The 22,660-nt window shown below is 38.6% G+C and carries 16 protein-coding genes; 2 read left to right on the top strand and 14 right to left on the bottom strand.

Annotated elements, in window-relative coordinates:
• Window positions 1-25 precede the first annotated feature (25 nt).
• Together queG and ruvB are read right to left on the bottom strand one after the other, a co-directional pair.
• A complete protein-coding gene (gene queG / locus HW347_RS14655; protein WP_214612524.1) occupies window positions 26-946 on the bottom strand; it encodes a tRNA epoxyqueuosine(34) reductase QueG in 921 nt (306 codons plus the stop codon).
• A 1-nt stretch (window position 947) separates the two neighbouring features.
• Window positions 948-1,970, bottom strand: coding sequence for a Holliday junction branch migration DNA helicase RuvB (gene ruvB / locus HW347_RS14660; protein ID WP_214612525.1), 1,023 nt, complete (start codon window positions 1,968-1,970; stop codon window positions 948-950).
• Window positions 1,971-2,089: 119 nt separating this feature from the next.
• Here ruvB and HW347_RS14665 point away from each other — a divergent pair, with 119 nt between their 5' ends.
• Window positions 2,090-4,354, top strand: coding sequence for an acyl-CoA dehydrogenase family protein (locus HW347_RS14665; protein ID WP_214612526.1), 2,265 nt, complete (start codon window positions 2,090-2,092; stop codon window positions 4,352-4,354).
• A 16-nt stretch (window positions 4,355-4,370) separates the two neighbouring features.
• Here HW347_RS14665 and HW347_RS14670 read toward each other — a convergent pair whose 3' ends face one another.
• The 9 genes from HW347_RS14670 to HW347_RS14710 form a co-directional block, all read right to left on the bottom strand.
• Window positions 4,371-5,192 (bottom strand): GIN domain-containing protein, encoded by an 822-nt coding sequence (locus HW347_RS14670; RefSeq protein WP_214612527.1) that lies wholly within the window; start codon window positions 5,190-5,192, stop codon window positions 4,371-4,373.
• A 156-nt stretch (window positions 5,193-5,348) separates the two neighbouring features.
• Window positions 5,349-7,178, bottom strand: coding sequence for a cytochrome c oxidase subunit I (locus HW347_RS14675; protein WP_214612528.1), 1,830 nt, complete (start codon window positions 7,176-7,178; stop codon window positions 5,349-5,351).
• A gap of 75 nt (window positions 7,179-7,253) precedes the next feature.
• Window positions 7,254-8,357, bottom strand: a complete 1,104-nt coding sequence (locus HW347_RS14680) for a cytochrome c oxidase subunit II (protein WP_214612529.1) — start codon at window positions 8,355-8,357, stop codon at window positions 7,254-7,256.
• A gap of 30 nt (window positions 8,358-8,387) precedes the next feature.
• A complete protein-coding gene (locus HW347_RS14685) occupies window positions 8,388-9,740 on the bottom strand; it encodes a quinol:cytochrome C oxidoreductase (RefSeq protein ID WP_214612530.1) in 1,353 nt (450 codons plus the stop codon).
• A 16-nt stretch (window positions 9,741-9,756) separates the two neighbouring features.
• The gene (locus tag HW347_RS14690; RefSeq protein ID WP_214612531.1) at window positions 9,757-10,317 is read right to left on the bottom strand and encodes a c-type cytochrome; all 561 of its coding nucleotides are present in this window, start codon (window positions 10,315-10,317) and stop codon (window positions 9,757-9,759) included.
• 2 nt (window positions 10,318-10,319) lie between these two features.
• Window positions 10,320-10,850, bottom strand: a complete 531-nt coding sequence (locus HW347_RS14695; RefSeq protein WP_214612532.1) for a DUF3341 domain-containing protein — start codon at window positions 10,848-10,850, stop codon at window positions 10,320-10,322.
• Window positions 10,851-10,852: 2 nt separating this feature from the next.
• Window positions 10,853-12,604, bottom strand: a complete 1,752-nt coding sequence (gene nrfD / locus HW347_RS14700; protein WP_214612533.1) for an NrfD/PsrC family molybdoenzyme membrane anchor subunit — start codon at window positions 12,602-12,604, stop codon at window positions 10,853-10,855.
• Window positions 12,605-12,639: 35 nt separating this feature from the next.
• Window positions 12,640-15,798: a TAT-variant-translocated molybdopterin oxidoreductase gene (locus tag HW347_RS14705; protein ID WP_214612534.1), complete on the bottom strand. Its 3,159-nt coding sequence runs from the start codon at window positions 15,796-15,798 to the stop codon at window positions 12,640-12,642.
• 34 nt (window positions 15,799-15,832) lie between these two features.
• Window positions 15,833-17,203: a c-type cytochrome gene (locus HW347_RS14710; RefSeq protein WP_214612777.1), complete on the bottom strand. Its 1,371-nt coding sequence runs from the start codon at window positions 17,201-17,203 to the stop codon at window positions 15,833-15,835.
• Between the two features lie 235 nt (window positions 17,204-17,438).
• Here HW347_RS14710 and HW347_RS14715 point away from each other — a divergent pair, with 235 nt between their 5' ends.
• Complete coding sequence (locus tag HW347_RS14715) at window positions 17,439-17,810, top strand: SPOR domain-containing protein (protein WP_155594813.1); 372 nt, start codon at window positions 17,439-17,441, stop codon at window positions 17,808-17,810.
• 61 nt (window positions 17,811-17,871) lie between these two features.
• Here HW347_RS14715 and infB read toward each other — a convergent pair whose 3' ends face one another.
• The 3 genes from infB to rimP all read right to left on the bottom strand — a co-directional run bounded on the left by infB (window position 17,872) and on the right by rimP (window position 22,625).
• The gene (infB, locus tag HW347_RS14720) at window positions 17,872-20,793 is read right to left on the bottom strand and encodes a translation initiation factor IF-2 (RefSeq protein ID WP_214612535.1); all 2,922 of its coding nucleotides are present in this window, start codon (window positions 20,791-20,793) and stop codon (window positions 17,872-17,874) included.
• A 121-nt stretch (window positions 20,794-20,914) separates the two neighbouring features.
• Window positions 20,915-22,147: a transcription termination factor NusA gene (nusA, locus tag HW347_RS14725; RefSeq protein WP_155594815.1), complete on the bottom strand. Its 1,233-nt coding sequence runs from the start codon at window positions 22,145-22,147 to the stop codon at window positions 20,915-20,917.
• A 16-nt stretch (window positions 22,148-22,163) separates the two neighbouring features.
• Window positions 22,164-22,625, bottom strand: coding sequence for a ribosome assembly cofactor RimP (gene rimP, locus HW347_RS14730; RefSeq protein WP_214612536.1), 462 nt, complete (start codon window positions 22,623-22,625; stop codon window positions 22,164-22,166).
• Window positions 22,626-22,660: the final 35 nt, after the last annotated feature.

Genomic DNA, 22,660 nt, shown 5'->3' on the forward strand with positions numbered 1-22,660 from the left:
TCTAACGTTTTCGTTGGATGAACAGTTATTTTAAAAACTTGATGTTTCGCTGCAAACCAGAGAATTTTGTTCGTTTTACGGCAGATTTTTGAAAAACCTTTCTAAACACATCCTCGGTAATTTCTTCCCAATCTTTTTTAGACATTGACAATAGTTCGGGGTGAGGATTGAACAATGGTTCTTTATGAGGTTTAGAAAAACGATTCCACGGACACACATCTTGACATACATCGCAACCAAATGCCCAATCATCAAACTTGCCTTCAAATTCCGTAGGAATCTCGTTTTTAAGCTCTATCGTAAAGTATGAAATACATTTACTACCATCAACCACATACGGCTCAACAATGGCCTCCGTTGGGCAAGAATCTATACAGGCGGTGCATGTACCACAATGGTCCGTAACGCGAGTATCATATTCTAAATCCAAATCAACAATAAGTTCGGCAATAAAATAAAAGGAGCCTACCTGCTGAGTGAGTAGATTACTGTGTTTACCTATCCAACCCAATCCACTTTTTGCAGCCCATGCTTTATCCAGTACGGGAGCGGAATCTACAAAAGCCCTACCTTCTACCTCGCCTATATTTTCAGAGATGAAATTTTGAAGTTCACGCAATTTTGATTTAATAACGTGGTGGTAATCGTGGCCATAAGCATACTTAGATATTTTATACGTGTCGTCTTCTTGTGTTTCTTCAGGATAATAATTGAGTAACAAAGAAATAACGGACTTAGCGCCATCCACCAATAAACGCGGGTCTAGTCGTTTATCAAAATGATTGGCCATGTACGACATTTCGCCATGCATGTTATTATTTAGCCATTTTTCAAGTCGAGGAGCTTCCTCTTCTAAAAAATCGGCTTTGGAAATACCACAGGACAAAAAACCGAGGCGTTTGGCTTCGGTTTTAATAAGTTCTGAGTATTTCTCTTTGGAGTTCATATTAAAACAACCCAGGTTGCACTCCACCCTTGAGCCTTCCTAAGTGTTTATAGGCCAAATCAGTTACTTCACGTCCACGTGGCGTTCGCATGATAAAACCTTGTTGAATCAAAAAGGGTTCATACACCTCTTCTATAGTTTCGGCACTTTCAGAAACTGCCGTTGCCAACGTAGTTATACCCACTGGTCCTCCTTTAAATTTATCTATTATTGTTGTTAGAATCTTATTATCCATCTCATCCAAACCATGTGCATCAACATTCAATGCTTTCAGGCTGTACTTTGAGATTTCCATATCTATATTTCCGTTACCCTTAATTTGAGCAAAATCACGCACTCTTCTTAATAAGGCATTACAGATTCTTGGTGTTCCCCTACTTCTACCTGCAATCTCAATAGCCGCATCTTGAGTAATCTCTACTTTCAATATTTCTGCACTACGTTCAACAATTGTTGAAAGCAACTCAGTAGAATAATATTGTAAACGGCTTTGGATACCAAATCGTGCACGCATGGGCGCCGTTAGCAATCCTGATCGTGTAGTAGCTCCTATAAGCGTAAATGGATTAAGGTTTATCTGTACTGACCGGGCATTAGGACCCGACTCAATCATAATATCAATTTTATAATCTTCCATGGCCGAATACAGATACTCTTCTACAATTGGGCTCAACCGATGGATCTCATCAATAAAAAGGACATCGCGTTCATCTAGATTCGTAAGAAGACCTGCTAGGTCTCCTGGTTTGTCCAAAACGGGACCAGAAGTAATTTTGATTCCCACTCCTAATTCACTCGCCAGAATATGTGCCAAAGTGGTCTTACCTAAGCCAGGAGGCCCATGAAACAAGGTATGATCTAGCGCTTCGCCCCTTTGGTTGGCCGCTTCCACAAAAACCTTTAAATTCTCCAACACTTGCTCTTGACCCGTAAAGTCATCAAAACTTATGGGGCGTAAAGCTCTTTCTATATCAAATTCCTCAGGTGTGAAATTCTCCCCTTCGGCGTCTAAGTACTCGTTCATATCAAAACAAAGATAGCAGAAAAAGAAACAAGCCCACTATACTTCATGACCCTAATCTATCGTTTCCTATATGGGTAGAAACCTACTTTTTGTGAAAATAATTTTCGTAATTTCATTCCATGCAAGACTCCACTTACGCTTCAGAAATACTTCAGTACATTCCTTTTTACTATGTCATCTGGTCTGACGACCTGCTTACGGCATCAGAAATCAATGTCGTACAAAATGCTATAGATGCAGACAAAACCCTATCTGAGAAAAGTAGGGCACAATTGCTTTCATGGCTTAATACGAATAATCCACCTGCAAATTCAGAATTAAAAAAATGGAAACAAACGATTTCTAACTCGGCTGTAAAATTGGTTGAAAGTGAAACGTATCCTTTAGCTACGTTCAGTCAAAAAGTAGTTTCCCACTATGAAGGCGACTGTCCATTTAACGAACAATTGAAACATATTGAAATACAGTTAGGCATTCAACCTAATCACTACAACCATCTTTTTGATGTGGAAGTAGCCCATGAAGCTACCTCCGACTTTTATAATGCAAATGAAATTGATACTATTTTAAAAGGAAAGCATGCAAAAGTGATTGATGATTTTAGAGAGGTACTTGCAGACCCTATTTTTAAATGGGACGTTCATAGAAACAAAGAAGACTTCAGAGAGGTTGTTCTGAACCAAGTAAAGTTTTTAGCCAATAAAGGTTATGGTGCCATGGCGTACCCAGAAGCATACGGCGGAGCCAATGATATGGAAGGCTATGCCTATATGTTCGAAAATATGATGTTTGCCGATGGTAGCCTGTCTATAAAATTCGGCGTTCAATTTGGACTCTTTGGCGGAAGCATACAAAAGTTAGGAACCAAAAAACACCACGACCAGCATTTATCAAAAACAGGCAAGACAGAAATTTTAGGTTGCTTTGCCATGACCGAAACAGGCCACGGTTCCAATGTGCGTGGCATTAAAACAACTGCAACTTACGACAACAAGACAAACAAAATCGTTATTCATACCCCAGGAAAAAACGACAACAAAGAATATATTGGTAATGCATTACATTCTAAGATGGCCTCCGTATTCGCCCAACTTATTGTTAACGGAAAAAACGAAGGCGTACACGCTATTCTCGTTCCACTTAGAAATGAGACACATGAGCTTTTGCCTGGTGTAATCGTAGAAGACAATGGCTACAAATTGGGTCTTAACGGAGTTGATAATGGTAAAATATGGTTTAACCAAGTAGCTGTACCTAGAGAAAATCTATTGAATAAATATGGGGACATCAAAGAAGATGGCACCTACTATTCGGACATTAAAAACCCTAACAAGCGTTTCTTTACCATGCTGGGAACTTTGGTCGGCGGAAGAATTTGTGTTGCAAGAGCAGGCCTAGGAGGCGCTAAATTCGCTTTAGCCGTTGCTATTAAACATGCACTCAAGCGAAGACAGTTTAATGACAGCATAAAAGTGCAAGAAGACCTTCTAATGGACTACCCTACGCATCAATTACGCCTCACACCTTTAGTAGCTAGCGCCTATGTGTACCATGTTACTCTGGATAAGATGATGCAACAGTATTGCGATCCGTCTCAACCAGATAAGCGAAAAGTAGAAACTCAAGTAGCTGGATTAAAGTCGATAATTACCTGGTACGCGAATGATACTATTCAAGAATGTCGTGAAGCTTGTGGCGGAAAAGGATACCTTTTAGAAAACCGAATAGCAGACCTAAAGGGAGATGTAGACATCTTCACCACTTTTGAAGGTGATAATACCGTATTACTATTATTGGCTGCTAAAGGAGTCCTATCTGACTTTAAATCGGAGTTTAATAGCGCTGGGTTCTCTGCCGTATTGAAGATACTAGGTATACAAATAAATGATAAGTTAACGACTATTAACCCTATCTACACAAACAAGATCGATAAGGACCATTTGTACAATCCTAAATTTCATAAACATGCTTTTGATTATCATACGAGACGCCTCACCTATTCATTAGCAATGCGCATTAGAGATTATATCAAAAAAGGAGTGCCCTCATACCAAGCCTTTTTAAAAGTACAAAGCCATTTAGTTGCCTTGGGAAAAGCCTACAGTAACGAATTGGCCTATTCTACCTACTGTGACTTTGTAAAAACTATAGAGGACGATAAGAACCGTGCTTTGTTCCAGAAGTTGGGTACACTTCATGCATTACGTACTATACGACAAGATGCAGAGTGGTATCTAGAACAAGGTTATATTGGCGGAACCAAATCAAAGGCTATACGCCAACGCGTAGAACGCTTATGTACCGAACTAAGACCTCATATAGAAGTCTTAGTAGATGGTTTTGGTATTCCAGAGCACTGCATGAGTGCGCCTATTGCAAAGTAGAGTAAAAGCTGTTCTACTATTTTTCTTTAAGCAATGCAGAAGTATCAAGAAAATCTATTATCTCTATCTTACCTTCACCAAATAAATGGGTTTTAGCACTACCGCTAGAAGTAAGTTGTATGGTTTTGGTTGGACGAACATCCGCACTTGCAGATTCTTCTATAGTAAGGTAAATTGCTTCTGCTTCTAGCTTTTCACCTTTCATCTTTGAATTCTCTAGAAGGTTGGCATATAACTCGTAGGTAGTTCCTTCTAGTATGGCCGTTGCGTTTTTGTACATCTTAACATTACTCAAATCGCTATTCGAAAATATTTTAACGTCTATTCTATCTTTAAGTACCAAGTTGACTTCTTGCCCTTTTAAGTTAAATTCACCTGAACTGTTGCCTTCCATATTAATATTGAAAACTTCGGCATCTGCATTCAAGTTCAACTTAGATGATTCATGCATATCCACATAAAGATCTTTTGAAGTAATAGCCCCATCCATATCTATCTCACCATCATACATGGTAATAGATTCTAAGTAGATGTAATTGACAGTGATTTCTAACTTCTTCTTTCGAGTGATATTATAAAACGAGCTTATTTGCAAAACACTATCCTCAACTTTAAATCTAAGTACATCAATAAGATTATCATCTGCAGTAATAGCTATACCTTCTTCTGTTGAATCGTGTAATCTTATTTCAAGGTCATCCCTTAATTCAATTGCATGAAAAGGAGGTAATTCCTGGTATACATCTACTACTTCTTTATTCCCTTTTATTTTTGGTTTACGTTGAGAAAAGGCTTGAAACGAAATTAATAAAGCAAATAGAAAAACTGATATTCTCATGGTATAGTGTCTTTGTTACAAGTTGGTTAGGTTAATATCTAATAATCTGCGAATGTATCTTTTATTGTTCTTATCTGGAAAGGATCTTAAATAAATGTATCAAAAAAAATGCCTAACTATAATAGTTAGGCATTTTTATTTGAGTTAATCTATATTTTAATGTTGAAGCTCTTCTTCATCTTTCTGTAAAGGCACTGTCTGAGGGACAAAATCTTGTCCTGGGATAATGTATTCATCATTCTCATCTACCTTACTATAATCATAAGCCCAACGGTGAACTTCAGGAATAGCACCAGGCCAGTTACCATGTATATGCTCTTGTGGAGTAGTCCATTCCAAAGTATTCGCTTTCCATGGGTTTCTAGGACCTACCTTACCATAGAAAATACTTCTTACAAAGTTGAATACAAATATAAGTTGAGCACCAGCTGTAATGATTGCAAACACAGTCATCAATACCTGAATGTCTGTCAATTCATCAAACATTGGGAACGCTGTATTCTCATAGTAACGTCTTGGTACACCTGCCATACCCACAAAGTGCATTGGAAAGAAAATACCATATGAACCAACAGCTGTTATCCAAAAATGAATATACCCTAAGTTCTTGTTCATCATTTTACCTTCGAACATAGTAGGGAACCAGTGGTAAATACCAGCAAACATCCCATATAGTGCAGATATACCCATTACCAAGTGGAAGTGAGCAATCACAAAATACGTATCATGAACGTTAATATCTAGTGTACTATCACCTAAAACAATACCCGTAAGACCACCGGTAATGAAAGTAGAAACCATACCTATTGAAAACAGCATGGCCGGATTCAATTGTAGGTTACCTTTCCAAAGTGTAGTAATCCAGTTAAAGGCTTTTACCGCTGATGGTATAGCAATCAACAGAGTTGTAAATGTAAATACGGATCCCAAAAATGGGTTCATACCAGAGATAAACATATGGTGACCCCAAACGATAGTCGATAAGAATGCTATTGCTAAAATAGAAGCAATCATTGCACGGTATCCAAAAATAGGTTTTCTAGCATTTACTGCCATTACCTCAGATACAATACCCATTGCTGGTAAGATTACAATATAAACCTCAGGGTGACCCAAGAACCAGAAAAGGTGTTCGTATAATACAGGAGAACCACCTTGATAATGTAACACTTCACCTTGTATGAATATATCAGACAAAAAGAAAGATGTTCCGAAACTTCTATCCATTATCAACAATAATGCTGCTGACAACAATACAGGAAACGATATAATACCAATAATAGCAGTTACAAAAAATGCCCAAATAGTTAAAGGTAATCTTGTCATAGACATCCCCTTCGTACGAAGGTTAATTACCGTTACTACATAATTTAATGATCCAATAAGTGAAGAAGCGACAAATATTGCCATTGCAACTAACCAAAGCGTCATACCCATACCAGAACCTGGTTGAGCCATAGGCAAAGCGCTTAAAGGAGGATAAATTGTCCATCCTGCTGCTGCTGGTCCTGCTTCCAAAAACAAGGAAGATAACATTATGATACATGAAACGAAAAACATCCAAAAGGATAGCATATTCATGAAACCAGATGCCATATCTCTTGCACCAATCTGCAATGGAATAAGCAGGTTACTAAACGTACCACTTAAGCCCTGAGTTAATACAAAAAACACCATGATAGTACCATGTATAGTAACTAAAGCTAGATATACATCTGCATCCATAACACCTTCAGGTGCCCATTTTCCTAATAAAGCTTCAAAGACAGAAAAAGATTCTCCTGGCCAAGCCAATTGCATTCGAAACAAAAGAGACATTGCAATACCAATTGCCCCCATAACGAATACACCAAGAATCAAATATTGTTTAGAGATCATTTTATGATCTTGACTAAATATATATTTGGTTACAAAGGTTTGTTTGTGGTGATGCTCATGATCGTCATGTGCATGATCATCAACCTGTGCATTTGCAGTAACAGACATATTTGTTATTCTTTAATTTTAAAATTTTCTTTCAAAGCTCTTCCCGACAACCTATTACTAATACGTTAGTGCGTATTAATTAACAGCAGTAGCGGACTCAATATTATTGAATTCATCTGTTGATGCTTGCCCCATTACACTCTGCCCGAAGGTTTTCTGTTCGGCTATCCAAGCATCATACTCCTCTTGTGTCTCTACAATAATCTTCATTTGCATGTTGTAGTGAGACTTTCCACATATTTTATTACAAAGCAAAATATAATCAAATTCCCAAGGATCAGAATTATCCTCTCCATTAGCGGCTCTTTCAGCTCTGATTACATTTGTACGCTTTACCTTATCTACTACATCCGGATTCTGTCTCATCTCTTCCGTAGTGTATATAGGTGTAAAAGAAAACTGCGTAATCATACCTGGAACACAATTCATCTGAGCTCTAAAGTGAGGCATATATGCAGAGTGCAATACGTCTTGAGAACGCATTTTAAAGTTTACTTTTCTACCAACTGGTAAGTGAAGTTCTTTAACAATAATATCATCAGCAGCATACGTATCAGATTCATCTAAACCAAGAACATTGGCTTTGTCTATATCAATCATTCTAACGTTAGCCATACCAAGAACGTTATCTTCCCCGCCATATCTAGCAGTCCAGTTAAACTGTTGGGCGTAAAGTTCAACAATTAAAGGATCATCGTCATCGTTGATGTCCATTATGGTTGTCCAAGTATATAATCCCCAAAGGATAAGACCTGATAAAACTATAACTGGAATAATAGTCCATATAAATTCTAGACGATCACTATCCGCAAAGAAAAGAGCTCTATTACCCTTAACGCCACGATACTTGTAACCAAAGTAATGCAATAGTCCCTGCGTAAGTGTTTGAACCATAAAGATGATTACAAAGGACACCAACATTAAGGAATCATACTCGGCTCCATGTGCAGAACCTGCTTCAGGAAGCAAAAATTTAGAATATTTCCAGAAACTGAAAATTGTAATTCCGTAGATGAAGATAAGAAAGGCGAACAGAAGGTATCCGTTCGTTTTGTTATCCGAATCGTTGGCTATTTGAGAATTTTCGGCCTTGAGCTGCGACAATTCGAAAATCTTCGTCATCTGCCAAATCGCTATCGCCACAAGGGCCAAAACCACTAAAGTCAATAATGTAGTCATCGTATGTTCTACTATTATACGTTAAAAATACTAATAATGAAAATGTCTGCTTTCCTCAATAAACGGATTACGTTTAGGCTGTAAAGGCGCGGTTGTCAAAGCACGGAACACCCAGAAAATAAATAAACCTGCAAAGAAAAGCACAGCACCTATTTCAGGAATACCTATAAACCATTGATCACCTACAGTTGATGGCATAATCATATTGAAAATATCCATGTAATGTCCTCCAAGAATAACAACACCAGCCATAATAACAAACCAGTTAAGACGCTTGTAATCGCTATTCATTAAAAGTAATACAGGGAACAAAAAGTTCATTGCAACCATTCCAAAGAATGGTAATCTATAATCTTCAATTCTTGTTATGAAATATGTAATCTCTTCAGGAATGTTAGAATACCAAATCAACATGAATTGCGAAAACCAAAGGTACGTCCAAAAAATACTGATACCGAACATGAATTTAGCTAAATCGTGTATATGACTATCATTTACATCTGGCAAATAACCTCTAGACTTTAAGTATATCGTTACCATAGCAATTACAGTAATTCCAGATACAAACATACTAGCAAACACATACCATCCGAATAGTGTACTGAACCAGTGAGGATCAACACTCATAATCCAGTCCCAAGACATAATTGATTCTGAAATCAAATAAAACACTAGGAAACCAGCAGATATTCTAAAGTTTAATTTAAAGTTGGAGTTGTCATCAGACTCATCTTGTTTTAATGATAATTTTCTAGAGTATTCTCTATAAAATATCCATCCTCCTAAAAATATAGCTGCCCGAATCAAAAAGAATGTAGGATTTAAGTAACCAGCCTTCCCTTGCAATAGGTGGTCATTTGCAACAACATCAGCATCTGCCCAAACAAACAGGTGATTCATGTGAAACATAGATAAAGCTAATATCACGAATACAATAATACCACCAGGTACCAAATAAGAGGTTATACCTTCCATTACCCTAAAAAGTAATGGAGACCAACCCGCTTGGGCCGCTCTCTGTATTGCGTAAAAAGCCAATACACCTAAAGCAATCATAAAGAAAAAGAATGCTGCTACATATAATGCTGCCCATGGCTTGTTCTGTAATTGATGTAAAAGGTGTTCATCATGAGAAGAGTCGTGAGACTCTCCATGTGCTTCGGCAGCTTCACCGTGAGTTTCAGCAGAAACTTCGTGACCGGTTACCTCATGAGCATCAACTGCACCATGAGCATCTCCGTGACCATCACCATGACTGGCAACTATAGCTTTTGCCTCCTCGATTGTACTAGGTGCCGATATGAATCCGATAGCAATACCTAGTATCCCAAGAGCCATTAAAATAAAGGAACCGATCTTTAATTTGTTTGAAAACGTATACATATCCCTTTTCTAAGTATTATTTAGTTAAGTCTTGTTTCAATTTCATCACGTACTCCGAAACTTGCCACATCTCTTTTGTATTCATCTGAGATGCATAAGAACCCATAGAGTTCAATCCGTAATGAATAGTATGGTAAGTAGTACCAATTGTAATATTTCTAGCTGGGTCCGAGTATTTTGGTACTCCCAAAATCTTCTCTCTTTTAACTAGTGTACCTTGCCCATCTCCTTTATCACCGTGACAAATAGCACAATATATGGTATACAACTGACCACCAACGGCCAAATCTTCCTCCATACTCAAAGAATCTAACGGACTTTTTTGAATTCTTGCCAACTCTTTACCTTCAGGTGTATTCTCATACCCATAAGGTATCCATCCACGTGAAATTGTATTTGCCGGTGGAGCCATAGCTTCCTGACGGTTCGGAAGGAAATCTACCTCTCCGTAAGCCTCGTAACCTACCGGTTCGTACATGTTAGGCATATATTGATAGTTGGGACTGTTCTTATCGGCGCAAGCCGTAACACACAGTAGCAACCCAAAAACGATTCCTATTTTGCTAAAACTGTTCATATTTAATGACTGGTTTTTTCAACTATGTTTATCTCTACTGCCCCTGTATCCAACAACAGATCCTTCAATTCTTTCTCGTTATCGTGAATATCGATTTCCATTAAAAAATGGTCATCAGTAGTACGAACATCTGGATTCTCAGCTTCTTTAAAAGGCCACAAACGACTTCTCATATAAAAGGTTATCACCATTAAGTGAGCCGCAAAGAAAACCGTAAGTTCGAACATAATTGGAACGAAAGAAGGCATATTCTCTATGTAGCTAAAACTTGGCTTACCACCAATATCCTGAGGCCAATCCTCTATCATAATGTAATTCATCATAACAGTAGCTACAGTAAGACCAATACAGCCGTAAATGAAGGATGTAATGGCAATACGCGTAGGAGCCAGACCCATGGCTTTGTCCAAACCGTGAACAGGAAATGGACAATATACTTCTTCGATGTGATGCTTGGCTGCCTTTACCCTTTTAACGGCAAGCATTAGCACGTCATCATCATCATAATATGCATGTATCGCTTTAGATGCCATAGCTATTGTTTCTTATTGTTTAATAATCTTGCTTGACCTGCCCAATCATCTCTTTGTGCCCTACCTGGGAACGATTCGGTAATTGAATCTAACAAATCATACTCTTTATTGGTCATTCTACCTACTTGGGCAAAAGTGAAAATTCCAATTCCATTAAGAGTTGCTTCCATCTGCGGTCCAACACCTTTAATTTCTTTAAGGTTATCTGCCGTTTCTTTAGTAGCATCAAATTTACCGATAGTACTCAAAAGCTCCGATACACTCTCGCTAGTATCTTGCTGAGGAACTACTTCTCCCATCAAAACATCATCAGTAATAATTTCTTCTTTCACAGCCGTATCAGTCAATTTAGTGATTTGATATAGTGGCTGACCCGCATCTCTCAATTTCTTATACTTGCTTCCTGATGCTTTTAAGATAGATTTAACCTCTGCTTGAGCAATTACGGGGAACGTTCTAGCATATAGTAAGAACAACACAAAGAAGAACCCAATAGTACCTATAAAGATTCCTATATCTACAAACGTTGGAGAGAACATAGTCCATGAAGACGGAAGGTAATCACGGTGAAGCGAAGTAACAATAATTACAAAACGCTCAAACCACATACCAATGTTCACTACAATAGATATTGCAAATGAGAACATGATACTTGTACGCAACTTTTTAAACCACATAAACTGTGGAGAGAAAACATTACAAGTCATCATTGACCAATAAGCCCACCAGTAAGGTCCGGTTGCCCTGTTCAAGAATGCATATTGTTCGTATTCAACACCAGAATACCAAGCCATAAACAGCTCTGTTATGTAAGCACAACCTACAATAGAACCCGTTAACATGATAACAATGTTCATTAACTCAATATGTTGAACAGTAATGTAATCTTCTAAGTGACATACTTTACGCATGATAATCAAAAGCGTATTAACCATTGCAAATCCAGAGAAAATTGCACCTGCAACAAAGTAAGGAGGGAATATAGTTGTATGCCATCCTGGAATTACCGCCGTTGCAAAGTCAAATGATACAATGGTATGCACAGAAAGTACAAGTGGTGTAGCCAAACCGGCCAAAACCAATGATACTTCTTCAAAACGCTGCCAATCTTTAGCTCTACCACTCCACCCAAAACTTAAAAGACCATATATCTTCTTTTGGAAAGGAAGTACCGCTCTATCACGAATCATCGCAAAATCCGGAAGTAAACCTGTCCACCAGAAAACCAATGATACAGATAGATACGTTGAAATTGCAAATACATCCCAAAGCAACGGTGAGTTAAAGTTTACCCAAAGCGAACCAAATTGGTTAGGAATAGGTAATACCCAGTAAGCCAACCAAGGACGACCCATGTGAATAATTGGGAACAAACCCGCCTGGATAACAGAGAAAATAGTCATAGCCTCTGCTGAACGGTTAATAGCCATTCTCCATTTTTGACGGAACAATAATAGTACCGCGGATATTAAGGTACCCGCGTGACCGATACCTACCCACCAAACAAAGTTAGTAATATCCCAAGCCCAGTTAACGGTCTTGTTCAAACCCCATGTTCCAATACCGGTAGAGACTGTATAAATAATACAACCAACACCCCAAAGAAATGCCACTAAGGCAATGGAAAACACAATCCACCAATGCTTATTGGCCCTACCCTCAACCGGAGCGGCAATATCCACACTAACATCGTGGTAGCCTTTATCCCCGACAACTAAGGGCTTTCGTATAGGTGCTTCGTAATGCGACGCCATATAATTCTATTATAGTTGTTTACTTAAATACGGTTTTATGCTTCGATCGTGTTCCTAACCTTAACATGATAGAACACATTTGGCTTGGTTCCCACATGCTCCAATAAATGGTACATACGGTTACTCTCTACCAATTCGGAAACTTCACTTTCCTTATCATTAACATCTCCAAAGACTATAGCTCCTGTACCACATGCAGACGAACACGCTGTCTGAAACTCTTCATCTTTAACAAGACGTCCATCTCTTTTAGCATCTAAGATAGACTTTTGAGTCTTCTGAATACACATAGAACATTTTTCTATAACCCCTCTTGAACGAACGTTTACATCAGGATTCAATACCATCTTGCCCAAGTCATTGTTCATGTGGTAATCAAACTCGTCATTGTTGTTATACAAGAACCAGTTAAACCTACGAACTTTGTACGGACAGTTGTTAGCACAGTATCTTGTACCTACACAACGGTTATAAGCCATATGGTTCTGACCTTGACGGCTATGTGATGTTGCCGCAACAGGACAAACCGTTTCACATGGTGCGTGATTACAGTGCTGACACATTACAGGCTGAAAAGCTACTTGAGGATTAGCTGCTGGATGCTCCAACTCACCAAAACCACTTAAAGAACCTTTATCACCAGTTAAACCATCAAATTCATCCTTCTTGATATTATCACCTTCAAATGTATCTTCTGAAGAATAATATCTATCAATACGCAACCAGTGCATATCTCTACTCTTTCTAACTTCTTCCTTACCTACTACCGGAACGTTGTTCTCAGCATGACAAGCAATAACACAAGCACCACAACCGGTACAAGCATTTAAGTCTATTGACATGTTGAAGTGATGACCGATAGTACGATCAAAACTATCCCATAAATCTACAGAAGTAGCAGGTACTTCTTGATGATCCAATGAAACCATCGGCACTTCATTCCACTCAGAATGATCTTTTGTATTGAAAATCTCTAAGGTAGTCTCCTTAATGATATCTCCTCTACCCATTAAAGTCTTATGCAACTGAATACATGCAAATTCATGCATTCCAGAAGCCTTCTCTATAGTAGCAGCTTGCACACTATTAAAGTCTTGATATAAAGGATAAGCATTTACACCAGTCTGCATCTCAGTTTTCATACCTACTTTTCTTCCGTAACCGAAAGAAAGACCGATAGAACCAATAGCTTGACCTGGCTGGATGATTACAGGAATATTATTTACTACAACACCATTTACAGTAACGTTAGCATAACTACCATCTAAACCGCCGTTAGCTACATGCTCATTTACAAAACCTAAACGTTCTGCATCAGCTTTAGAAACGGTAACATAGTTATCCCAAGACACTCTAGTAATAGGATCAGGGAATTCTTGTAACCAAGGGTTATTTGCTTGTTGTCCAGCACCCATACCCGTTTTAGAGTACAAAGTAAGCTCAACACCACCACCGCTTGTAGCGTTAACCAAGCTATTAATTGCCGTTGCAATAGGAATTCCTGATTGCGCAACAACTTCCTCTACAACATCAACAGCTTCTTTATCTACTTCAGCAGAAACCGTATTCTCAGGATCAGCATCAGCACTAGAAGCTAAAGTCATACCTGCAGCAGAATAAACACCATCATGAAGTGCTTTGTTCCAATCGTTACCAACCAAAATTGACTGAGTCCAAGTTTCCTTTACGTATTCGTAGTATGATTTATCGCTACCTAACCAAGTTAATAAAGCTGTTTGAAACTGTCTTGTATCAAAAAGCTCCTTAATAGTTGGCTGAACCAAACTGTATTGCCCTTTCTTGATTTGAGTATCACCCCATGATTCTAAGAAGTGGTTAGCAGATGCGGTATACTGAGCAACTTCTGTAGTTTCATTCCAGTTATTAGAAAACACAACCGAAAGACCTACTTTCTCAACACCCTCTTTAAAATCTGCCGCATTTGGCAAAGTGTACATAGGGTTAACACCATCTACTAGTAACGCACCAACTTTGCCCGCTTTCATATCAGAGATCAACTTCTGTACCGCCTTAACATTACCTTGTCTAACATAACGAGGAGAAGCAGCATCAAATGCTTTACTTCCCAACATTTCGTTTATTGCAAGCACAACCGTTTGGGCGTTTATATCATCTAGACCTGTAACAATTACAGCTCCACTTTTATTCTTTCGTATTTCAGCAGCAACGTCGTCAATAGTCTTTTGAACATTCTCAGAAAGTTCACCACCAACACTTGTTCCGTTTAACTTAGCATACAACTGAGCCAAAGCTATTTTCTGTTGCATTGGAGTTAAAGGCACACGCTTATCAGCATTAGCACCACTCAAACTCATATTCGCCTCAAACTGTACGTGACGAGACATTTTACCGTTCTTAGGCACTCTACCTTTTGCATAACCACCATCATAGCCACCACCTTGCCAATCCCCTAAGAAATCCGCTCCGAAAGAAACTATAAGTTCAGCTTTTTCAAAATCGTAATCTGCCAATGCACGCTCACCGTATTTTGCTTCATAAGCACTAGCGGCTGCATCTTCTGAAATAGCATCATAAACCACATGGTTTACATTACTATATTCAGCCTTTAAATCACCAATTAGTCTATCTGTAGAAGGACTAGCATAAGTTTGAGTCAACAATGCAATTTGCTGACCTGAGCCTTTAAGACTTCCCAACTTTGCCTTAACCGCTGCATCTAAAACAGACCATTCAGTAGGCTCACCATTTGCCATGGGACCCTGTAAGCGCGTACTATCATATAATGAAAGTACAGATGCCTGAACTCTAGCATTTGCAGAACCCGCTACTTTAGCATCTTTATTGTTTTCAACCTTAATTGGACGACCTTCTCTTGTCTTTATAAGAATACTTGCAAAGTCAAAACCGTTTGCTATAGTAGTCGCATAAAAATTTGCAACACCAGGAATAATATTTTCTGGCTGAACAACATAAGGAATAGATTTATGCACAGGTCCTTCACAGGCAGCCAATGAAGCGGCTGCTGTACTAAAACCTACGTACTTGAGGAAATCTCTTCTGTTAGTAGATGTAGCGGATAGACTTTCTTTATCACCCAAAAAATCATCTACAGGAATCGGTTCAACAAATTCGTTCTGCTTTAGCGTCTCAACAATGGAATCGTTCGGATTTAATTCCGCCTCGTTCTTCCAATATTTTTTGTTTGATGCCATACGTTTTTATGTAATTAGCTACTTTCTAGTTCGATTAATAATGACACTTTCCACATTCCAGACCACCCATTTGTGCGGCCGTCAACTTTTCAACACCATATTTCTTGGAAAGCTCGGTATGAATTTTATCGTAGTATGCGTTACCCTCAACTTTAATTTCAGTCTCTCGGTGACAGTTAATACACCAACCCATAGTTAAAGGAGCAAATTGATACATAATCTCCATTTCCTCTACAGGACCATGACACTGCTGACATTCAATTCCAGCAACACTTACGTGCTGAGAGTGATTGAAATATGCAAAATCTGGCAAGTTATGAATACGCACCCATTCTACTGGCTGACTTTCACCTGTGTATTTTTGATTTTCCTCATCCCAACCTACAGCGGCGTATAACTTCTTAATCTCTTTGTTATAATCAACACCATACTCACGCTTACCTTCTTCTAAGGTCTCATCAGCAACTTGGTAAATTGACTTATGACAGTTCATACACACATTAAGCGCAGGAATACCAGAAGTTTTAGACACACGTGCAGAAGAATGACAATACTTACATTCTATTTTATTATCTCCAGCATGGATACGGTGAGAATAATGAATTGGCTGAATTGGCTGATAACCTTGATCAACACCAACCTGCATCATCCAACCATATGCAAAATAAGCACTACCTAACAACAAGAAAACAACAGTTACCAAAACCAAGAACTGGTTTTTAGCAAAAGCTTTCCATAAAGGCAATCGTTTTGGAGACGCATCATCTTCCAAAACAACTCCGTTTGCCTCAGCAATTCTTCTAAGAGTCTTATTCACCAAGAACAACATCCCAACTAAAAGAGCAAAGACAAGCGCAAGAGCACCCAATATAATTTCATTAGATATACCTCCCGCAGCAGAAGCCCCTGAAGTACCAGCAGCAGCATCTGCACCTGCAGCAGCCGGAGCAGCTGTTTTTGGCGGAGCAGCCGTATAGGCTAAAATATTATCTATATCCTCATTCGAAAATGTTGGAAAAGGAGTCATTGCCGCCTGATTATACTCAGCATACACCTTTTTGGCGTAAGAGTCTCCAGAAGCAATTAAACCTGGACTATTTTTAATCCACTTATACAACCACTCACGATCTAACCCTTCGTCCTCAGACAATCTAGTCTCTACGTTAGCTAGAGCTGGACCAGTCATCTTACGATTTAAAGCGTGACAAGCAGCACAGTTTTGATTAAATAGTGCTTTCCCTTTTGCAGGATCTCCCGCCGTATCACCAGCACCAGCAGCCTCAGTAGCAGCTTCGTCTGCAGCACCGTCTTCTTGAGCAGATATAGAAACGGAAAATAACAGGAAAACAAATAGAGTTACACCTAAAACCTTAGAAATCGAATGGCGGTACGGAACCTTTTTCATATGAATCTTATTTCTATCGACATCTTGGCACGATAATTTCATTTTGAGAAATACTTAGATTGTTATTATCAGTGCTAAAATCGAAGGCAAAAATAAGCATTAGACTTTATTTTGAAAATGTTAACGGATCTATAATGCGCAATTTATAATTATTCTAAATAAAACGCGACCCTATTGAATACTTACGAATAAACTACTTTTACATAAAATATTAAAACCCAATTATTTCACTACAATGAAGACAATTTTTGTACTTAGTTTCACCATGGCGTCTTTAACATTTAGTTATGCCCAACAAGGCCAAATTAACATTGAACAAGACGAAAAGATCACAGATTTAATCGAAATATACAAGACTTCAAACGAAAGTTCGGATTATTATCGCATTCAAGTCGGCTTTGGTTCTTATAGCAAAGCACAGAATCTCCAGAATAATGTGGAACAGGATTTTCCTGACCTTCCTTCTAAAATTGATTTTGACTCCCCCACATACCGAGTTAGAGTTGGCAGATTTCAGAACAAGTTAGATGCCGAGAGAAAATTTAAAGAAGTCCGGAAAAAATATCCAGATGCCATGTTATTAAAACCAAAAAAATCGACCCGTTAAGGTCGATTTTTTTTTGCATTTTATTATTTAATAAGCTTTCAATCTTACTCTAAACCTAGGTTTATTTAGACTTCAACTTCTTCTTAACTTCTACCTCTCTGAAGGTCTCTACAATATCTCCCTCCATTATCTCATTGAAGTTCTTCACCTGAAGACCACAATCATAACCTTTAGCTACTTCCTTAACATCATCCTTGAAACGTTTCAAAGAAGATAGCTCACCAGTATGAACAACAACGCCATCTCTTATAAGACGCATCCCTGCAGTTCTGTATATCTTACCTGTTGTAACCATACAACCAGCAATTGTACCAACTTTTGATATCTTAAAGGTCTCTCTAATCTCTGCGGTACCAGTAATCTCCTCTTTGATTTCCGGAGAAAGCATTCCCTCCATAGCATCTTTAAGATCATTAATAGCATCATAGATAATAGAGTACATTCTGATATCAATTTCCTCTTTCTCTGCTACATCTCTAGCATTACCCATTGGCCTTACATTAAACCCAATAATAATTGCGTCAGACGCAGAAGCTAGCAACACATCAGATTCGGTAATCGCACCAACACCTTTATGTATAATATTAACTTGAATTTCTTCAGTAGACAATTTCTGGAACGAATCAGTCAATGCTTCAACAGACCCATCAACATCACCTTTTAAGATAATGTTCAGTTCTTTAAAGTCACCTAAAGCAATTCTTCTTCCAATTTCGTCTAGAGTAATATGACGTTGAGTTCTAACTGACTGCTCACGCTGCAATTGCGAACGCTTGGTAGCAATCTGCTTAGCCTCTCTTTCATCCTCTAGTACGTGAAACTTATCACCTGCTTGTGGCGCACCATCAAGACCTAAAATAGATATTGGTGTAGCCGGACCAGCTTCCTTAACGATGTTTCCACGTTCATCCTGCATGGCCTTAACCTTCCCACTATTGGTACCCGCCAAAACGTAATCACCAATTTTAAGGGTTCCCCCTTGAACTAATATAGTAGAAACGTAACCACGTCCTTTATCTAAAAATGCTTCAACAACAGTACCGTTAGCTCTCTTATCTGGATTAGATTTAAGCTCTAACAATTCTGCTTCTAGCAATACTTTTTCAAGTAATTCTTTTACACCTTCACCTGTTTTTGCTGAAATATCCTGTGATTGTATTTTACCACCCCAGTCTTCTACCAACAAATTCATTTGAGCCAAGCTATCCTTAATTTTCTCAGGATTTGCTGCTGGTCTATCTATTTTGTTTATTGCAAATACAATTGGCACACCCGCTGCTTGCGCATGGCTTATTGCTTCTTTGGTCTGTGGCATGATTGAATCATCCGCAGCAATTACAATAACTGCAATATCTGTAACCTGAGCACCCCTTGCCCGCATCGCGGTAAAGGCTTCGTGACCCGGTGTATCCAAAAATGTGATTTTCTGACCACCTTCTAGTGTAACACCATAAGCACCAATGTGCTGTGTAATTCCACCACTTTCACCTGCAATTACATTAGCTTGTCTAACATAATCCAATAACGATGTTTTACCGTGATCCACATGCCCCATTACTGTAACGATAGGTGCACGTGATTTTAAATCTTCCGGAGCATCTGCTTCAACTTCTATAGACTCTTCAAGGTCTGCTGTAACAAATTCAACTTCAAAACCAAACTCTTCCGCAACTATAGATAGAGTTTCAGCATCTAGACGTTGGTTCATCGTAACCATAATACCAAGAGACATACATGCCGAAATAATTTCGGTAGTAGAAACTTCCATCATGGTAGCAACTTCACCAACAGTTACAAACTCTGTAACCTTCAATACTTTGCTCTCTAATTCTTGCTGTTCAAGATCTTTTTCCGTTTGTTGACGGTGTTGATCTCTTTTATCTCTTCTGTATTTGGCTCCTTTACCTTTTTTAGATTTACCCTGTAATTTCTCAAGAGTCTCTCTAATCTGTTTTTGTACATCTACTTCAGTAGGCTCCACCTTAGGAGCTCCAAAACGTGAATTTCCTCCACCTGGACTTTTCCTAGCTGCTGGACCAGTACCACGAGGTCTTGGTGCATTAGGCTTGGTATTACTTCCTGGGCTACTTACTATACGTCTTCTTCTCTTCTTACGATCAGCATTAGAATCAGAACCTGCTTTAGCATCTTCTTTCTTCTTCTTAGGCTTATTAAACTGAGAAAGGTCAATTTTAGCCGTAATTTTAGGACCGGTAAGTTTCTTGTATTTGGTAGTTAAGACGCCATCATCCTTCTTCTCTTCAGAAGCTTCTTCCGTTGACCCTTCTGCTACTGGAGCAGGAGCTTCAGCTTTAACCTCCTCTACTTTCTTTTCTTCAGGAGCTTTAGCTTTTTCCACAACAGGAGCTGGCTTAGCTTTTGGCTTCTTAACAGCATCAAGATCAATTTTTGCAATGACCTTAGGCTTTTCAACTATATTTTTTGCAGGCTTCTCTTCAACAACAGGTTGTTTCTCTTCTACCTTCTTTGGCTGCTCTACCTCTTTTGGTTTTTCAACCTCGGCGACAACCTCTTTTTCTATCTTCTCTACTTTTTCTACTTTTTCCTCAACAGGAGCGGGAGTAGGTGCCGGAGCAGCTTTAGGCTTCTTATCAGCATCCAGATCAATCTTACCGACTGTCTTAGGGCCTTGAAGTTCAACTTTGCCTACCAGAGTTTTCTCTGCCTCAGCAGCACGTTTTTCTCTAGCCGTACGTCTGTCTTCTTGCTCTTGCTCTAACTGCAATCGCAAAGCCTCTTTTTCCTTACGCTTTTCTTCACCTACTTCTTTGGAGGCGACTTTCTTGCTCTTATCGGTCTGAAATTCTCCTTGAAGTACTTCGTAAACCTTATCGGAAATCTTTGTAGTAGGTCGCGCATCGATATCATGCCCCTTTGAGGCAAGAAAATCAACCGCCCTATCCAAAGAAATATTAAACTCTTTGAGGACCTTATTAAGCCTAATTTTTGCAATGTCTGCCATAAATACTTTCTCCTAATTCTCTTTAATCCTTGCTAATATACAGAACTCCAATGCGGTTTCACAATCCAACACATTAGCAGAATTTTCCGCTAAAGTATTAAAACCCATGACGAGTTCATAGCTAATCTTCTAATTCTTCTTTCAGAATACGCACAACTTCTGAAATAGTTTCCTCTTCCAAGTCGGTACGTTTTACTAAATCAGCTACATCTTGCTCTAAAATACTACGAGCTGTATCTAATCCTATTTTCTTGAATTCTTCAATAATCCAAGCATCAATTTCATCTCTAAACTCTGTCAACTCTACATCTTCTTCAACACCTTCTCTAAACACATCTATCTCATAACCAGTTAACTGACCAGCTAATCGAATGTTGTGCCCACCACGACCAATAGCTTTAGAAACTTCTTCCGGTCTTAGGTAAACTTGCGCCGTCATCTTCTCGTCATTCAACTTCACTGAAGATACTCTTGCAGGACTCAACGCCCTTGTTACCATTAACTGCGGGTTGGCCGTCCAATTGATAACATCAATATTTTCGTTACCCAATTCACGAACAATACCGTGAATTCTAGAGCCTTTCATACCTACACAGGCTCCTACCGGATCAATACGGTCATCATATGAATCAACAGCAACTTTTGCTTTTTCTCCTGGTATACGTACAACCTTTTTAACTGTAATAAGACCGTCGTAAACTTCTGGAATTTCTTGAAAAAATAATTGTTCCAAAAATTTAGGGGAGCTCCTAGACATAATAATCGTTGGTTTGCTACCCTTTAACTCTACACTCTCTATTACACCACGAACATTATCTCCTTTTCTAAAGAAGTCAGATGGTATCTGTCTATCTTTTGGTAAAATAATCTCATTGCCTTCGTCATCTAGCAAAATAATTGCTTTATGACGAATATGATGCACCTCTGCAGTATAAATCTCACCTTCAAGCTCCTTAAAGTGCTTGTAAATGGTTGTATTGTCGTGCTCGTGAATTTTAGAAATCAAGTTTTGACGAAGTGCCAAAATAGCTCTTCTTCCCAAATCTATAAGCTTCACTTCTTCAGAAACATCTTCACCAACTTCAAAATCCGGCTCAATTTTACGTGCTTCCGTAAGCGATATCTCTTCGTTTGGTTCTTCTACCTCACCATCTTCTACAACTATACGGTTTCTCCAAATTTCTAAATCACCTTTATCAGGGTTGATAATGATGTCAAAATTATCATCAGAACCAAATTTCTTCTTAAGAGCACTTCGGAAAACATCTTCCAAAATGGCCATTAAGGTTACTCTATCTATGTATTTGTCGTCTTTAAATTCCGAAAAAGACTCAATCAGTGCAATATTTTCCATTATGCTACTATTACCTTTAAAATTTTAAAATGACTTTTGCTTCTTTAATATCAGAAAAATTGATTTGCTCTTTTTTCTGAACTGTAACTTTACCTTTTCCAATAGGTTTGGGTTCCCGTGCCTTCCATTCCAGCACAATACCCTCCTCGTTAGTTCCGATTAAATTCCCTTCAAACTCACCCCCTGGCGTTCTCACCGCAAGCTTTCGACCAATATTCTTTACATACTGCCTAGGCATTACTAGCGGGGATGCCGCTCCTGAAGAAGTAACCTCTAACGAAAAATCATACTCCTCACTATCTAATTCATTCTCGATTGCGCGACTAATTCTCACACAGTCTTGTACTGTAACCCCTTCATCACCATCCAAAACCACTCTTATGGTGTTGTCTGCTAATATCGAAAAATCGATTAAAAACAATGAGCCATCTTCTTCTAGGGCATCATTTAAAAGGGCTTCAACCTTACTCTTCAACATAACATTTAGAAATAAAAAAGAGGACTAAATTGTCC

Source organism: Zobellia barbeyronii, assembly GCF_018603515.1.
Classification (GTDB): domain Bacteria; phylum Bacteroidota; class Bacteroidia; order Flavobacteriales; family Flavobacteriaceae; genus Zobellia; species Zobellia barbeyronii.

Bases quoted from the DNA above. Each gene is read 5' to 3' on its own strand.
- HW347_RS14675 (WP_214612528.1), bottom strand. From the start codon at position 7,178: ATGTCTGTTACTGCAAATGCACAGGTTGATGATCATGCACATGACGAT.
- ruvB (WP_214612525.1), bottom strand. From the start codon at position 1,970: ATGAACGAGTACTTAGACGCCGAAGGGGAGAATTTCACACCTGAGGAA.
- nrfD (WP_214612533.1), bottom strand. From the start codon at position 12,604: ATGGCGTCGCATTACGAAGCACCTATACGAAAGCCCTTAGTTGTCGGG.
- HW347_RS14695 (WP_214612532.1), bottom strand. From the start codon at position 10,850: ATGGCATCTAAAGCGATACATGCATATTATGATGATGATGACGTGCTA.
- queG (WP_214612524.1), bottom strand. From the start codon at position 946: ATGAACTCCAAAGAGAAATACTCAGAACTTATTAAAACCGAAGCCAAA.
- HW347_RS14665 (WP_214612526.1), top strand. From the start codon at position 2,090: ATGCAAGACTCCACTTACGCTTCAGAAATACTTCAGTACATTCCTTTT.
- infB (WP_214612535.1), bottom strand. From the start codon at position 20,793: ATGGCAGACATTGCAAAAATTAGGCTTAATAAGGTCCTCAAAGAGTTT.
- HW347_RS14680 (WP_214612529.1), bottom strand. From the start codon at position 8,357: ATGACTACATTATTGACTTTAGTGGTTTTGGCCCTTGTGGCGATAGCG.
- HW347_RS14705 (WP_214612534.1), bottom strand. From the start codon at position 15,798: ATGGCATCAAACAAAAAATATTGGAAGAACGAGGCGGAATTAAATCCG.
- HW347_RS14690 (WP_214612531.1), bottom strand. From the start codon at position 10,317: ATGAACAGTTTTAGCAAAATAGGAATCGTTTTTGGGTTGCTACTGTGT.
- HW347_RS14710 (WP_214612777.1), bottom strand. From the start codon at position 17,203: ATGAAAAAGGTTCCGTACCGCCATTCGATTTCTAAGGTTTTAGGTGTA.
- HW347_RS14670 (WP_214612527.1), bottom strand. From the start codon at position 5,192: ATGAGAATATCAGTTTTTCTATTTGCTTTATTAATTTCGTTTCAAGCC.
- rimP (WP_214612536.1), bottom strand. From the start codon at position 22,625: ATGTTGAAGAGTAAGGTTGAAGCCCTTTTAAATGATGCCCTAGAAGAA.
- nusA (WP_155594815.1), bottom strand. From the start codon at position 22,147: ATGGAAAATATTGCACTGATTGAGTCTTTTTCGGAATTTAAAGACGAC.
- HW347_RS14715 (WP_155594813.1), top strand. From the start codon at position 17,439: ATGAAGACAATTTTTGTACTTAGTTTCACCATGGCGTCTTTAACATTT.
- HW347_RS14685 (WP_214612530.1), bottom strand. From the start codon at position 9,740: ATGTATACGTTTTCAAACAAATTAAAGATCGGTTCCTTTATTTTAATG.